A 13918-nucleotide genomic window follows, 5' to 3' on the forward strand; every position below is an offset into this window, starting at 1 on the left:
AGCGTTCACACAAGGCTGCTCATGAGAAAGTGCGATCCCAGCAATTCAATTTGATAATGGTGTTTTACGGCGCAAAACTCAAATGCGATCACCTCATAGTGACTTGGCAGTAAGATAATGTGTAGGGCGATCGCGCCAAAACCCGATTTATTAGCGAAACACATTCCACTAACTCAGGTCAGCAATACTCACCAACTAAGTTTGCCATAATAATTCCAGTACCTCTCAAAAGTGCGACCGCTAGCTAGGAGAATATCATGCCGGAAAATTTATCGTATAATATTACACTTGATAACCAAGACATTATCATCAAATTCAATAGGAATATTCTTGATCTTGAAAGCCTGACTAAATTTTTAGAATATCTAGAGTTAGAGACAATTAGAAAACGCAGTAATCTCACTCAAGAACAAGCCACCACCTTAGCTGATGAAATAGACAGCGATGTGTGGTTAAAAATCAAGCATAAATTTGTAGGATAGTCGGTAGTGTCTAGAGAACAGCTGATTATTGTTGATACCAATATATTGTTCTCAGCGTTGCTAAAGAGTCAATCTAGTTTTACCGAGATACTCATAGGCTCAGATTGCCGTTTTTTCGTCTGCGAGCAAGTTGTGATCGAACTATTTAAACGCAAGGAGAAATTAGTTAAAGTTAGCCAACTATCAGAAGATGAAATAGTGCGAATTTACCAAATATTGCTGAAACGAATTACTCTTTATAAAGAAGATTTAATTTCCCCGGAAAATCGAGCAACAGCCTACGCGTTATGTCAAGATATTGACGAAAGCGATACTCCCCACGTAGCACTAACATTGGAGTTATAGGGCTTATTGTGGACAGGGGATAAAAAACTCAAAGAGGGATTGAAACGAAAAAACTTTAACCAGTTCTTTGAAAATAGCAGCTTGTAGGAAATGCCCAAAAACTTAAGAATCCCTTGAATTACCTCTGGAATTCGCTGCCAGCATATCCTAAAGATATTTGATGAAGATATTTTGCAACTTTAATCACATCTTTGTATGGCAGATCACACTGAAACTCATCAACTTAACAGCGAACTAACTCTACACGACTCCTCCGAATCTTCCCTAACCATTCGCGCGATCGCACTCACTTTCACCACACAAGACAACGAAATCATCGCGTGTCGTCTCACCTTCTGTGTCAACCCACAACTCTACCAACGCATCGACACCGCGGCCTTATTCAATCTCAAACCAGATGCGCGTAACCCTCTATCATCTGGTAAATTCCTCAGCGAACCAGACATCACCATCGAAACCAGCCTGAAACCCGATTTATTACCACTCCTTGCAGAACACGCCCTCAACATTGATGAAACTGCAAAATATATCCTGAATTTAAGCCAAGAACAACCCGATAATCAAATCCTGTTCACCGAAAGTTGGTTGGGTTTATCTGTTAAACAGCGACAAGAATCTGGCGAAATCGGCTATCGTACTCTTTGGTCTTATATTAGTCCAGAAAATCTAGCTCAAACAAGCACGAACGGTGAAGGAATTGCTGAAGGTATTGTCAACTTTTTTAAAGATTGGACTGAGGTGAATTTGTCAGCCAAAACTCAAAAATCTGCTGCCAAAATGTTAGAAGGAATAGATAAGTTTTTGACTGAATTCGCTGATATTAACCCAGATGAAATAGCACAAAAAATAGAGGCAAATTTTCCACCATCTCCTACAGATACTAATATTTTTGAAGCAATAATCAATTTCTTCCAAGCTGATAATTGGCCGTTTGTACAACTTCCAGGACAGCCAGCTTTACAAATACCGTTCCAAGGCGAAAATGGCAAATGGAATTGTTACGCTAGAGCCAGAAGTGAACAAAATCAATTTGTTTTTTACTCAATTTGTCCAGTCAATGCACCAGAAAATAAGCGGCTGGCTGTAGCAGAGTTTATCACTAGAGCTAATTCTGGCATGATTATCGGCAACTTGGAGCTAGATTTTACTGATGGTGAGATTAGCTATAAAACTAGCATTGATGTCGAAGGTGACAAACTCAGTTTTGCACTCATTCAACGGGTGGTTTACGCCAACGTGACGATGATGGATGAATACCTACCAGGGATTATGTCTGTTATTTATGGTAATGTATCGCCAGAAGAAGTGATCGCCAAAATTGAAGGTTAGTTGGATATTTGTTTTTTTGCTAGTCCCTAAACAGAAGCCATAGTAACAATTGCCACTATGACTTCTGCTGCGGTTGAGTATTTCTGAGTCTTGATTTAAATTCCCAACTAAACCTTTGCTTCCAGAGATTTGAGTAACTCGGTATTTACGCCCGACTCACGAGTCAGGGCAATTTTGCCAGTGCGGGCGATTTCTTTCAAACCAAATTTTTGTAATACTTGCACGATCGCTACCATTTTACCTGGATCTCCCACAACTTCTAAGGTGAGAGAATCTTCCGCCACGTCCACGACTCGCGCCCGGAAAATCTGAGACAATTCGATTACTTCTGAGCGATTGCTGCTACTAGCATTCACCTTCAAAAGCATCAATTCCCGCTCTACACAAGGAGTTTCGGTAATATCTTGGACTTTTAGGACATTGACTAACTTGTACAGTTGTTTAGTAAGTTGCTCGATGACGCGATCGTCACCAGGGACAACCATTGTAATTCGGGAGACTCCTCCTTGTTCAGCAGGGCCAACAGCAAGGCTTTCAATATTAAAGCCGCGACGCGCAAATAAACTAGAAATGCGGGAAAGAACACCCGCCTCATCTTCTACGAGAACTGAAAGGGTATGTTTCATCTTCGCCAACAGAGGCTAGAGCAGGAATTGAGTAACGCAGACACTAGCAAAGGGCAACGCTAGACCTACTACCGCACTAAATTTTCAGTGCGACCTCCTATTGTAAACTTAAGAGCTGCACTCATTGCATTCTGAATAGAGAAATTGTCTAGAAATCATACTGTCAGCAAAAATTTCATTGAATATATATCTTTTTGTTGGCAGATGCAGCATTTGTTGCAAATCTTTTATACTCAGATTTGATAAGCCTCTAATCGGAGAAAAGCTTTTATGGGTTGGCTACAAAGATTGTTTGGAATGGAAAAACCTCAAAATGCAGAAGTAAATCCGGCTCCACAAGCTGTACAGCAAGCTCCTAGTAGTGATGTCGCTGCTGCTACACAATCGATACCCCCAGAACGTCTGGGATTAAGCGGAGAATATGACCAAAGTGGTTTAGCAAAGCGGGTAGCGTTGGCATTTGATGAAGATCCCCAACTCGACGATGTTAATACCCTTTGGGTTGCTCAGACAGGTAGCACTGTGGTGTTGAAAGGTAAAGTCCCCAGTCAAGAAATTCTCAACAAAATGGTTTCTGTGGCGCGTTCTGTGAATGGTGCTACAGATGTTGACACTAACCAAGCGACGATTGGCTAGTTACTGCTGATGCGATCGCACCCATTGCATAACATTTAGGGAACAACCAATGGTTGGCGATCGCCAACCCATCTTTCAATCCAATCTAAAATCGCTTGGTTAACTTGTTCTGGACATTCATCATGGGGACAATGCCCTACATCCTCCAGATTTAGCAGTTCCAACTTCTCGTTGTATTGGGCAAATTGGCTAGCTAGGGCTGGCGGCACAAACCGATCTTTTTGTCCCCAAATTAAAAGCATGGGAATTGTTAAGGTTGGCAAAACTGTCTTGACACTGGGACTAAAATTAATTCCGATCGCAGCTTTGAACAAAGCACTAAACGCCCTTGCAGAACCCCGGTCTTGGGGAGGCCCTGCTAAAATTTCGATGAGTTCATCGGTAATCGCCTCTGGGTTAGCGTAGGCGAGACTAGCCCAGCGACGCAGTACCCCAGGACGGCGCACGAAGTTAAATACAGGTTTAAGTATCAACGGCGAAGCAACAACATTTTTAATTGCTGTAACAAGTGGGCGCAGCACAGGAGGAATTGCTTCTTGCTCTAACGATGGGTCGGGTAAACTCATCATCACCATACCCAGCACCATATCAGGGTGGGCGGCAGCGGCGGCCATCGAAATCAGTGAACCGTTGGAATTGCCTATTAATATTGCTGGTTGACGGATAAATGTTTTCCAGAAATCGTAAACCTGCTCAACCCAGAGTTCGATGCTGTAATTAGCTGCGGCTTTTTCAGAAGCGCCAAAACCCAACATATCTATGGCGTAAACTGTGTGATGCTCACCCAACACCTCTAAATTATGTCGCCAATGACCAATGGAAGCACCAAAGCCATGTAACAGAATTAAGGGTGTTGTATTGGGGTGACTTTGGCTAGGGCGAATGTAACTATAGCGAGTTTGCCAGCCACGCCAAATCCAATCTCTTTGATTACCAACCCGTTCCTGCCAGTGTACCGTAGCGATCGCACTTACCTCCAATTTATCAGCGCTGAAATACCATTATAAGAATTGGGGATTGAAAAGAGGCAGAGGGGCAGGGTGCAGGGGGCAGAGGGGAAAACTCTTCTCCCTATTCCCTAATCCCCAGTCCCTAATCCCCAGTCCCTAGTCCCCAGTCCCCATTCCCTATTTATCTAACAAATTGAGGCATAATTTCGGCAGCGGTGAATATTCCATAGATGCCGCGTTGGTGCAATTGTCTACCAGCTTTGAGATAGCCGAAAGCAGGGCCACAGACATTGGCTGCCATGCTGGTTTCATCTCCCAGAGTAAAGGTATGGGTAGAAATCTTTCCTTCAAAGGTACGTCCTGTTACCTTCACATTAGTGCTGAGGGGCTTTTTGGGATTGCGGGTATCGACTACACCACCAACTGTAACGCGATCGCGTCCTACTATCCCGGCTATTTCTAACATCACATCGTCAGCGTGTTCCATATTTGTCAAAGTCAGCACGCCATTTGTTTTATCTAGTAGTGCTTCTACTTGGGCGTCAGTCATCGCCCTCGCAATTTCCACGGTGTAACCAGGCATGTGGCCGATGTCCTCCCGAACAGTTGCACGGTAAGCTTCCCAGTTAGCAATTCCCACCCCAAAAGTAATTTCAACATGATGAATTTCGGCGTAGCTTTGGGCGGCTAAAGCTGCTGCTGCTGTTAATAGTCCAGGTGTAGCACCACATCCTGTCATGTAGGTAATGCCGGCTGCTTGCAGTTCCTCTTTCATCGCTAGGAGTTGTTCTACAGCAGTGGTGCGTTTAATTGCATCTACTAGTACCCCACGCCAACCAGATTTGATAAATTCCTTAGCGACAGTGGGAATAAAGTCATTAGGTAGGTTAGGTAAAGCCAAAAAATACCCATCTACTTCAGCTATTTCGATTAAATCCTGAATACTTTGATTTGTTAATGTACCAATTGGCTCTAAATAACCCACCGAACCTTGGGACTGATAGGTTGCAATGGATTCTTCAGTATTTAAACCCTCAGCAGCATAAGCATAGCCTTTATGATCTGCTGCTGCGACTAAAATCATTTCTCGTTTGCCAGCAACTACCTTAGCGGCTGCTTGTCCGAGTCCGCCGAAACCCAGTACTCCCACACGTATCGCTGGCGAAATATTTAGAGAATTTTTGATTTTTTCAGAATTCATAGTTAATTCGTTAAGTTGAATCAAAAGCCTTGAGCATTCCGCATCTCAGCTTCCAGTTTGTAACTGGTGGCTGATGGCTGATAACTCAAAGCTATAGAGATTAATTATGATTCATTATCCTGGGTTCTTTGGCCTGATATTGCAGATATTTATCTCTGAGCGATCGCTTTTGAGTTTTTTGATTGGGAATATACCAGATTTACAGCAATGGTCGCAACTGGCAACCCCGAAGAAAGCTTAAGAATACTGGCTAAACTTGATGCTCTCACAGAATAGAGTTTCTGGCACGATGATGCAAGCACTCATGGAGGCGATCGCTTAAAATATTTGTAATTAGTAATAACCCTTGCTCGATAGCGTCTTTTAGTTTTCATTCATATTTCTTTCCTTTTGCATTCTCTTATAAATTATTGGCATTCTGAGTATTATGAAGCGTATTTACACTATGTTTAATATTTTTACAATAACTTCATTATCTGCTTTTGTATTTGCTAGCACCACTAATTTATTGCTAGTGCAGACAGTCACAGCTCAACCTAAACCAGTACAGACAAAAAAGCAAATCAATCAACCAACGCGATTGAACTCAGGAGTACGAATATACCCTGCAAATAATAGCTTACCAGCAAGCCGTTTTATTCCCATTGAAAGTGTTCTTAAAAAGTCTAGTAAGATGCGAATCACAGAAGCAAAACTTACAACATACGAGGAATTTGCAGCCAAAACAGGAGAGTACAAATCATCGATTTCTAACAATCGAATGGTGTGGATAGTGACTGGTTTTGTCCAAGGTGAGTTCAGAATGTCTAAAGGTAGAAGTGTGTGTACTGATAACGCTAAACTTGTGGAATTAAGGGATGCAGAAACTGGCGATTCTTTTGGTAGAAGTGTTTACTGTCCACCAAACAACCAGATAAATTTTCTCTAAACAGAATTCAGGAGTCAGGAGTCAGAGTTCAGTAGGGATTCTGTACGAGTGGCGGATAGTGGAGGCTGCGTCAACGGCATGGCTTTGCTTAGAGGATGTTTGAAAATAGCTATACTCAGCAACAATACCGACTCAACCAATTAATTAACTCGCTACTTTTGCCCCGTCTTCAACTTCGCTTAGATGACATTCTGCCTCGTTAAGTATAGGTGTAACCGATCGTAGATATCGCCTCTACAAGAGTTACAAGTATAGCAATTTTGGCAGTAATTACGCTGGAGCGTAGGCGTAGCCCGTCGTAGACATCGCTTCATTATTTATAATGATGGCAAGCTTGCTTGTTAGCACTAATTTTAACGCTCATAAATTTCTAATGGTAAATTGTCTGGGTCTTTAAAAAAAGTAAATTTCTTACCTGTAATTTCATCAACTCTGATATTTTCTACCTCTAACCCTTTTGATTTTAAATAAAAAACAGTTTCCTTTACATCATCAACTTGAAAAGCAAGATGTCTTAAACCACAAGCCTCTGGTTTACTAGGCCGTTCTGGAGGATTTGGGAAAGAGAATAGTTCTATTTGAGTATTTTCCGCAACTTTTAAATCTAATTTATAAGAATTTCTTTCGGCGCGAAAAGTTTCTTGAATAATCGAAAAGCCTAAAACTTCTACATAAAATTTTTTTGAGCGATCGTAGTCAGAACAAATAATAGCTATATGATGAATGCCAATGGTTTTCATGTGTACTTCTCAAGCTACCAATCATTTACCATTAGCACTTTTAGCAGAATTTTACTAGTACATTATAGCGGAAGTTTACCCACCTTTAAACCAAAGTTTAATTTGACAAATTACATTTAATATGAATTCTAGTTTAGATGCAATACACTTTGACCTCTCTCCAAACCTCTCTCCTAAAAGGAGAGAGGCTTTGAATCTTACTCCCCAACGCTAGTAGGGAAGGGGCTGGGGGTTAAGTCTGTATTCTATGCAATTGAACTATTTTACTGATATCTCAGTGATTAAATGTTCATTTCATCGCCACCCTTACTTACAATTTTCTCGTTAACCATCTTGACAAATCCTGTTTGAAATGGAATGAAACAGCCCTGGGGATTAAGGGCAGGGCTGTTTCATTCCCCAAAGAGCTTTAAAAATCAAGGGTTCTAGCAATTAAAAATTGGTTATTTTGTTACCAGCGTGCCGAGAAAATAAACTATTTTACTGATATCTCAGTGATTAAATGTTCATTTCATCGCCACCCTTACTTACAATTTTCTCGCTAACCATCTTGACAAATCCTGTTTGAAATGGAATGAAACAGCCCTGGGGATTAAGGGGGGTCTATTCGACTTATGCAAGAGGTCTATTGAACTACCTAATTGATATGAACTGTTGCTCGATCAAGGATTACTACTATCTGCGACATTCCGCCACTCCATTAAAAATCGATTTTCATCACCACCCACCACTCTAAATCCAAGACGCTCATAAAGGGCTTTGGCTGGGTTCACTCGCATCACACTTAATTTAACCGGAATTCTCCTAAATATTGCTTGTTCTAATAATTTATCTAATATCTGAGTGCCAAGACCCTTACTTTGATGAAGAGGCAGAAAAGCAAGGTAATTTAAGAATAGTGCGTCTTCTTGCTCGATTACCGAAATAACTCCAATATCTATTCCTTCGTGACAAACGATTTCAAACAGTAAGCTGTCAAAGTCTTCCCTCATCCCATTAAGTTGAACTTCTTCTTTCCAGCCCCATGTCTGTTCAACGTATGAACAAAACGTCTGTCGATGCAAGTTGTAGATGAAATCAAAGTCTGAAGCTGTTGTTTTTCGGGTTTGAAGGGAACTTATGATATTTTGTATAAACATATCCCACTATTCTAAAAATCACTCCAAAACTTTTTGTTGCTTTTAGGATGTGAGTTCTCGCCAGTGTTCAAATAGTCGAACTTCATTACCCATAAATACTTCGCTATTGAATAATTTTTCTATTTTAGTGGCAGAAGTCTTATTTCCTGTTCCCTGCTAGAAAACTTTGCTTGGAGTACAATCGTCTATCATCAATATAAATTTAACTTAACTTTATATTTAATCAGCAAAAAGGCTTATTGCTTTCTCAAAACTTCATATTCAATAAGCAAAAAGGCATATTGCTTACTCAAAATGACATTTTACTTTCTCAAACCCCAGTTTGCTTTCTCATTTTGGTGTTTTCCGCAAGTAAAAAGAGCTTTTACTTTCTCAAACCCCAGTTTGCTTTCTCATTTTGGTGTTTTCCGCAAGTAAAACAAGCTTTTACTTTCTCAAACCCCAGTTTACTTTCTCATTTTGGTGTTTTCCGCAAGTAAAACAAGCTTTTACTTTCTCAAACCCCAGTTTACTTTCTCATTTTGGTGTTTTCCGCAAGTAAAAAGAGATGTTGCTTTCTCAAAACCCAGTTTGCTTGTTTACTTCGGTAAATTTAGCAAGTAAAAAGGCTTATTGCTTACTCATTTTAGTGTTTTCCGTAAGCCAAAAGGTATATCGCTTACTGATTTCAGTAGTTTACTCATTCATTTTGGTGTATCGTTAAGTTGAAAGCTTGTGATCGGTTCATTTGCGGTGAGACTTTTTCGATCTGGACTAGGACAAAAACCGAGTGAGTTGAACAAGCAAACCAACTAAAGCAGCTATGAGGGTGGCGATATCAGAAATGATTGCACCTTTGGAGAAATGTATGAAAGAACTGGAACAACAATTAACGGAACGACTAGAGAAAACGGCTAGGTAAAGCTTGCGTAGTGGACAAATGCTAGTTTACCAGGAAGAGTAACCATTAACACAACGCACAAAGAAGCTATGAAAACTGCTCAAATAATTAATAAATATTTACTTACTTGAATATATGGTTAATTTTATAGGTCGGGTTGTTAATCAAAGCAATGAACCTATTGATGGTGCTAGAGTTTCACTTAATTTTGAAGGAAATATATATGTTGCTTATACTGACTCAGAGGGAAAATATAGATTTTCTATTTATCTTTTAAGTCGCGGTAGTTTTAACGGAGACATAAAAGTAGAAGCTAATAATTATAAAATCTATAGCCGTCTTATTGAAATATCCTCAAGTAATCCACAAATTGAAGAATTTCGACTCATCGCTATTAATGACTCTACTTCTTCAGTACAAATTAAAGTGGCTCAAATAAGCAGGCAGACACTCATTTTAGTAGCAATTATAGGATTATTAGGTACTTTGATAACTTTATTGGTTCAACATTACTCATCTAAGAAACCAGATGATAAAAATAAATCTAGTATACAATCTCAGGTCGATACAAGTATAAATTTTCCAAATACAAAATTATCCTCAACACCTACTACAAAACCGAATATTGATACAATTTCTCCGTCTCCAAGTGCAACTTTTACTTTAAAACCAAACATTAACAGAAACTGTATCGGAGTTATCCACATCTTTTATAAAAAAATTTACACTCAACATTTTCAGAGCAAGTTGTTCGGTGATTTAGATTTACCTGTAGACGGTGTTGTAATAAAGGAAGTTTTTGAAGGTTCTCCAGCCGCTAAACAAAACTTGCAAGTTGGTGACATGGTTATTGCTGTTGATGATAAACCAATAATAAGTTCATCAGATTTTAAAAATAAAATTAAAAATTCAGTTTTATGGGTAAATTTAAAAGTTATAAGACCTTCTTTTTACTCTTTTAATATCAGTAGTAATAATTTAAGTTATAGCGGAAAACCACCATATAAAGAATATAAACTATTCATACTTCCAGAAGATTGTCAAAAATTGCAATAAGTATTTTAAACTTCTTAAACGCACCCCACCTGCGAAATGTGGGTTACTATTTCTGTAAAACGGTTTTTGATACAATCCTAGTTTTCTTGAGGTCTGCTTCAGAAAGTTCTTCCCCAGCTTGCAGGCGGGTGGCAGAAGTTTGCAATACTGTCGCCGCCCCTTTATCTCCTATTTGTAAAGCGGTTTTAGCAGCTGTTTGTAGCATCGTGGCTGCACCAGTGCGATCGCCTTGTTGCAATTTCGCCTCAGCTAACTGAGTTTGGCGATACTTCGCTAATGCTAGAATAAATTGTTGCACCTGGGCATTAAAATCTGGTTGATACGCCCGCACCACATCTGCATACACTGGCACGAGGGGCGAAAGTAAGCCTTGTTCGTTAACCAACGGGTTATCATAACGGATTTGCAAATGAGCGATCGCTTGTTTACCTTCTGGCAATTGTCCCAGATAAATGTTCGCCAAAACTACCCGTTCTACATCCTGCATCAAATCTCCCAAACGCACAGCAAAGCTACCATCAGCTTCGGGTTCTACTGGTAACTCGATTGTGTCTGGAGCAACTTGGGCAATGGGTTTCAATTCTGCTAGTCGGACATTGGGCACTAGAGATAACAGCAAGTAGGCATTAGTTAGCCCAATCGATTTAATCCGCCCAAACAATCGGCTAAATTGCTCCACAGCTTGTTCAGGATGTTCAATATGGGCTAAAGTCCCACCACCGACATCGGCAATGTTTTCTAGCAAATCCTGATTCCAGCTATTGCCAAATCCGAAAGTGTTGATAGTTAGGTTTAGCTTGGCAGCTTTTTGCGCCAGTTTAAGACAGCGTTTGTTATCATCTCGCCCTATATCCCACTTCCAAATTCGTAAACTGCTTTCACCATGTCCATCCGTCAGCAGAAACGCCTGGGAAACAGCGCCTCTTGTACCCTTCATCAATTCTGTAATTCCCAATTCCAAACCATCAGCGATCGCACTGCCGCCGCTAGCAGTCAGTTTGCTTTTTATTTGAAATTTGATGCTTTCAGGGTCTTCTATCGTTTGGTTAGTGATAATGACTTCCGCAGAACCAGAAAAAGCCACAACTGAGATGCGATCGCCTACTTTCAACCGATCGATTAATCCTTCCACCGCCTGGATCACCGTTTTAATTGGTTGTCCATGCATGGAACCACTTCTATCCAAAATCAAGCAGAGATTAAGGGGAAGATTTTGGTCAAGCTCACCAGCGATTGCAAAAATCGTCATTGCTAGTTGACGTTGGCTACTTGTTTGAGCCAGATCAACATTATTGTCATTTAACGCCGAGAGCAATTTAACTTTCATTGCGGAGGGGTATCTTGCAAAACTGTTTTTGAGACAATTCTGGTTTTCTTGCGATCGCTTTCAGATAAATCTTGTCCAGATTGTAGCTGGGTGGCAGAAGTTTGCAACACCGTTGCTGCCCCAGTATCTCCCATTTGCAAGGCAGTTTTCGCAGCCGTTTGTAACATCGTCGCTGCACCAGTGCGATCGCCCTGTTGCAATTTCGTTTCGGCTAGCTGGGTTTGGCGATACTTAGCTAATGCCAAAATAGAATGCTGCACTTGGGGATTCAGGTCTGCTTGATAATTTTTGACTACATGGGCATAAACTGAGATATTTGGTGTAACTAAACCTACTTTGTTGGCGGCTGGATCATCGTAGCGGACTTGCACATTAGCGATCGCTTGTTCACCTGTTGGCAATTGTCCCAAATAAATATTAGCTAAGATTACCCGTTCTGCATCTTTCATTAAATCTCCCAACCGCACAGCGAAACGTCCATCAGCTTCTTGTTGCAGTGGTAACTCAATTGTGTCTGGGGAAACTTGGGCGATAGGCTTGAGTTCCGCTAGCCGGACATTGGGCATTAGGGAAAATAATAGATAAGCATTAGTCAATCCCACAGTTTGAACACGGCTGAACAGGCGATTAAACTCTTCGGCTGCCTGTTCGGGTTTTTGAATATAAGATAAAGTACCTAAGCCAGCATCGGCAATTTTTTCTAAAACATCTTGGTTCCAGTTGTCACCAAATCCCAAAGTATTTAAAGTTAAATTATAGCTAGCAGCCAATTGAGCAAATTTCAAACAGCGGTTGTTATCACCGTGTTCATTTTCCCCATCAGTTAACAAAAAGGCTTGGGAAACAGTATCTTTTTTCCCCTTTGCCAACTCCTCAATCCCCAACCGCAGTCCTTCATCAATCGCAGTTCCACCATCGGCAGCTAGGCGGTTGATTTGCTGTTTTATTTTCTCTGGATTTTCGATACTTTGACTGGGTACTAAGACTTTGGCACGGTGATCGAAAACTACCACACTGAGGCGATCGCCAGGATTAAGTCTATCTACCAAACGATTTGCTGCTTTTTTCACCGTTTCTAGCGATCGCCCGTTCATCGAACCACTATGATCGAGAATTAAGCATAAATTCAGAGGTACATGACGGTCTTGAGTCTGGGCGATCGCCGAAATCGAAATTCCCAACTGACGTTGACTGTTCAGTTGATTTGCGTCCAAATTACCATCATTCAAGGCAGGCTGCAAACTAACCTTCATAACTTCAAGTCCCGATTCAGGATATACATATTAATAAATAACTTTAAAGCACTACTTTAGCTCTACGGAAAACCTATCCAATATAAATACACTAATATAATCAGAATATCTTAGAAGCCAAGCATTGGCAGATGCGAAGCCGCCTTCAGCATTAGGGAGAAATCCGCACCTTGAGGGAAGCGTGCATCGCGCTAGGATGTATTACAGTTAACGGCATAGTTTCAGGCGATCAGTTGCTATGGACATTTCCCCAATTAAGGCTGTTCAAGCCCCATATTACGGCGATAACTTTTACCGGACACCGCCGCCAGATTTACCTTCCCTCTTATTGAAGGAACGAATTGTCTATATTGGGATGCCACTGGTGCCTGCTGTCACCGAATTAATCGTGGCTGAATTGCTGTTTTTGCAATCCGACGACCCCGAAAAGCCAATTAAAATCTATATCAACTCCACCGGCACATCCGGTTACAGTGGCGAACCCATTGGCTTTGAAACCGAAGCCTTCGCCATTTATGACACCATGAGATATATCAAGCCTCCGATCCACACCATCTGCGTCGGTTCCGCGATGGGTATGTCAGCGATGCTACTCAGTGCTGGTACAAAAGGTTGCCGCGCTAGTTTGCCTCACTCCTCGATTATCCTGCATCAGCCTAAGAGCTACGCCCAAGGTCAAGCAACGGATATTCAAATTCGCGCTAGGGAAGTTTTGGTAAATAAAGGGGCATTAGTTGATATCTTACATAACACCACTGGACAGCCCTCAGAAAAAATTACTAAAGACATGGATAGATTGTTATATCTGACACCATATGAAGCGAAAGAATACGGCCTAATCGACCGAGTTTTTGAGAAAGAAGAACTCGCAAATCCCCCACTTCCTGCCAGTGTCCTTTAATTTGTCTTTTGTCCCTTGTCATTCGTCCTTTGTCCTTTGTTAATAACCAAAAATTATTAATGATTAATGACCAATGACCAATGACCAATGACTAATGACCAATGACCAATGACTAATTAAAAACG

Annotated in this window: 16 protein-coding genes and 1 pseudogene; 9 read left to right on the forward strand and 8 right to left on the reverse strand. The window is 40.9% G+C overall.

Translation table 11 applies throughout. The features are described 5' to 3' along the window. Positions 1–5 precede the first annotated feature (5 nt). On the reverse strand, positions 6–164 hold the full coding sequence (locus V7K41_RS17935) for a hypothetical protein (RefSeq protein ID WP_334850261.1): 159 nt from the start codon (positions 162–164) through the stop codon (positions 6–8). 93 nt (positions 165–257) lie between these two features. On the opposite strand from V7K41_RS17935, the gene V7K41_RS17940 reads away from it, so the two are divergent. The 3 genes from V7K41_RS17940 to V7K41_RS17950 all read left to right on the forward strand — a co-directional run bounded on the left by V7K41_RS17940 (position 258) and on the right by V7K41_RS17950 (position 2156). Beyond that, complete coding sequence (locus V7K41_RS17940) at positions 258–482, forward strand: hypothetical protein (RefSeq protein ID WP_334850263.1); 225 nt, start codon at positions 258–260, stop codon at positions 480–482. A 6-nt stretch (positions 483–488) separates the two neighbouring features. Then, the gene (locus tag V7K41_RS17945; protein WP_334850264.1) at positions 489–827 is read left to right on the forward strand and encodes a PIN domain-containing protein; all 339 of its coding nucleotides are present in this window, start codon (positions 489–491) and stop codon (positions 825–827) included. 195 nt (positions 828–1022) lie between these two features. Further along, positions 1023–2156 carry a YbjN domain-containing protein gene (locus tag V7K41_RS17950; protein ID WP_334850266.1) on the forward strand — a complete coding sequence of 378 codons (1134 nt, stop codon included), beginning with the start codon at positions 1023–1025 and terminating at the stop codon, positions 2154–2156. A gap of 107 nt (positions 2157–2263) precedes the next feature. Here V7K41_RS17950 and ilvN read toward each other — a convergent pair whose 3' ends face one another. Continuing rightward, positions 2264–2782, reverse strand: a complete 519-nt coding sequence (gene ilvN / locus V7K41_RS17955) for an acetolactate synthase small subunit (RefSeq protein WP_289797586.1) — start codon at positions 2780–2782, stop codon at positions 2264–2266. 270 nt (positions 2783–3052) lie between these two features. Here ilvN and V7K41_RS17960 point away from each other — a divergent pair, with 270 nt between their 5' ends. Next, positions 3053–3418 carry a BON domain-containing protein gene (locus tag V7K41_RS17960; RefSeq protein WP_334850269.1) on the forward strand — a complete coding sequence of 122 codons (366 nt, stop codon included), beginning with the start codon at positions 3053–3055 and terminating at the stop codon, positions 3416–3418. A gap of 35 nt (positions 3419–3453) precedes the next feature. Here V7K41_RS17960 and V7K41_RS17965 read toward each other — a convergent pair whose 3' ends face one another. Together V7K41_RS17965 and bioU are read right to left on the reverse strand one after the other, a co-directional pair. Then, positions 3454–4398, reverse strand: a complete 945-nt coding sequence (locus V7K41_RS17965) for an alpha/beta fold hydrolase (RefSeq protein ID WP_334850271.1) — start codon at positions 4396–4398, stop codon at positions 3454–3456. 151 nt (positions 4399–4549) lie between these two features. Next, complete coding sequence (gene bioU / locus V7K41_RS17970; protein WP_334850273.1) at positions 4550–5569, reverse strand: (S)-8-amino-7-oxononanoate synthase BioU; 1020 nt, start codon at positions 5567–5569, stop codon at positions 4550–4552. 106 nt (positions 5570–5675) lie between these two features. On the opposite strand from bioU, the gene V7K41_RS17975 reads away from it, so the two are divergent. The 3 genes and pseudogenes from V7K41_RS17975 to V7K41_RS17985 all read left to right on the forward strand — a co-directional run. Beyond that, complete coding sequence (locus V7K41_RS17975) at positions 5676–5810, forward strand: hypothetical protein (protein ID WP_334850274.1); 135 nt, start codon at positions 5676–5678, stop codon at positions 5808–5810. Positions 5811–6014: 204 nt separating this feature from the next. Next, positions 6015–6497, forward strand: a complete 483-nt coding sequence (locus tag V7K41_RS17980; protein WP_334850275.1) for a hypothetical protein — start codon at positions 6015–6017, stop codon at positions 6495–6497. A 107-nt stretch (positions 6498–6604) separates the two neighbouring features. Continuing rightward, a pseudogene (locus V7K41_RS17985) lies at positions 6605–6700 on the forward strand (Uma2 family endonuclease); the annotation flags it as partial. Between the two features lie 150 nt (positions 6701–6850). On the opposite strand, the gene gloA2 reads toward V7K41_RS17985, so the two are convergent. Both gloA2 and V7K41_RS17995 read right to left on the reverse strand, forming a co-directional pair. Beyond that, positions 6851–7237: an SMU1112c/YaeR family gloxylase I-like metalloprotein gene (gene gloA2 / locus V7K41_RS17990; protein ID WP_334850276.1), complete on the reverse strand. Its 387-nt coding sequence runs from the start codon at positions 7235–7237 to the stop codon at positions 6851–6853. A 662-nt stretch (positions 7238–7899) separates the two neighbouring features. After that, a complete protein-coding gene (locus tag V7K41_RS17995; protein WP_334850278.1) occupies positions 7900–8376 on the reverse strand; it encodes a GNAT family N-acetyltransferase in 477 nt (158 codons plus the stop codon). A 1015-nt stretch (positions 8377–9391) separates the two neighbouring features. Between V7K41_RS17995 and V7K41_RS18000 the strand changes: the two genes are divergently transcribed. Then, on the forward strand, positions 9392–10312 hold the full coding sequence (locus V7K41_RS18000) for a PDZ domain-containing protein (RefSeq protein WP_334850280.1): 921 nt from the start codon (positions 9392–9394) through the stop codon (positions 10310–10312). A gap of 46 nt (positions 10313–10358) precedes the next feature. Here the strand turns inward: V7K41_RS18000 and V7K41_RS18005 are convergent, their stop codons facing one another. Together V7K41_RS18005 and V7K41_RS18010 are read right to left on the reverse strand one after the other, a co-directional pair. Beyond that, complete coding sequence (locus V7K41_RS18005) at positions 10359–11639, reverse strand: vWA domain-containing protein (protein WP_334850281.1); 1281 nt, start codon at positions 11637–11639, stop codon at positions 10359–10361. Continuing rightward, positions 11636–12892, reverse strand: coding sequence for a vWA domain-containing protein (locus tag V7K41_RS18010; protein ID WP_334850283.1), 1257 nt, complete (start codon positions 12890–12892; stop codon positions 11636–11638). Before V7K41_RS18010 ends, V7K41_RS18005 begins: the two co-directional genes overlap by 4 nt. 238 nt (positions 12893–13130) lie before the next feature. Between V7K41_RS18010 and V7K41_RS18015 the strand changes: the two genes are divergently transcribed. Next, complete coding sequence (locus V7K41_RS18015) at positions 13131–13793, forward strand: ATP-dependent Clp protease proteolytic subunit (RefSeq protein WP_334850284.1); 663 nt, start codon at positions 13131–13133, stop codon at positions 13791–13793. Positions 13794–13918 lie beyond the last annotated feature (125 nt).

The organism is Nostoc sp., assembly GCF_036917415.1.
Classification (GTDB): Bacteria; Cyanobacteriota; Cyanobacteriia; order Cyanobacteriales; family Nostocaceae; genus Nostoc.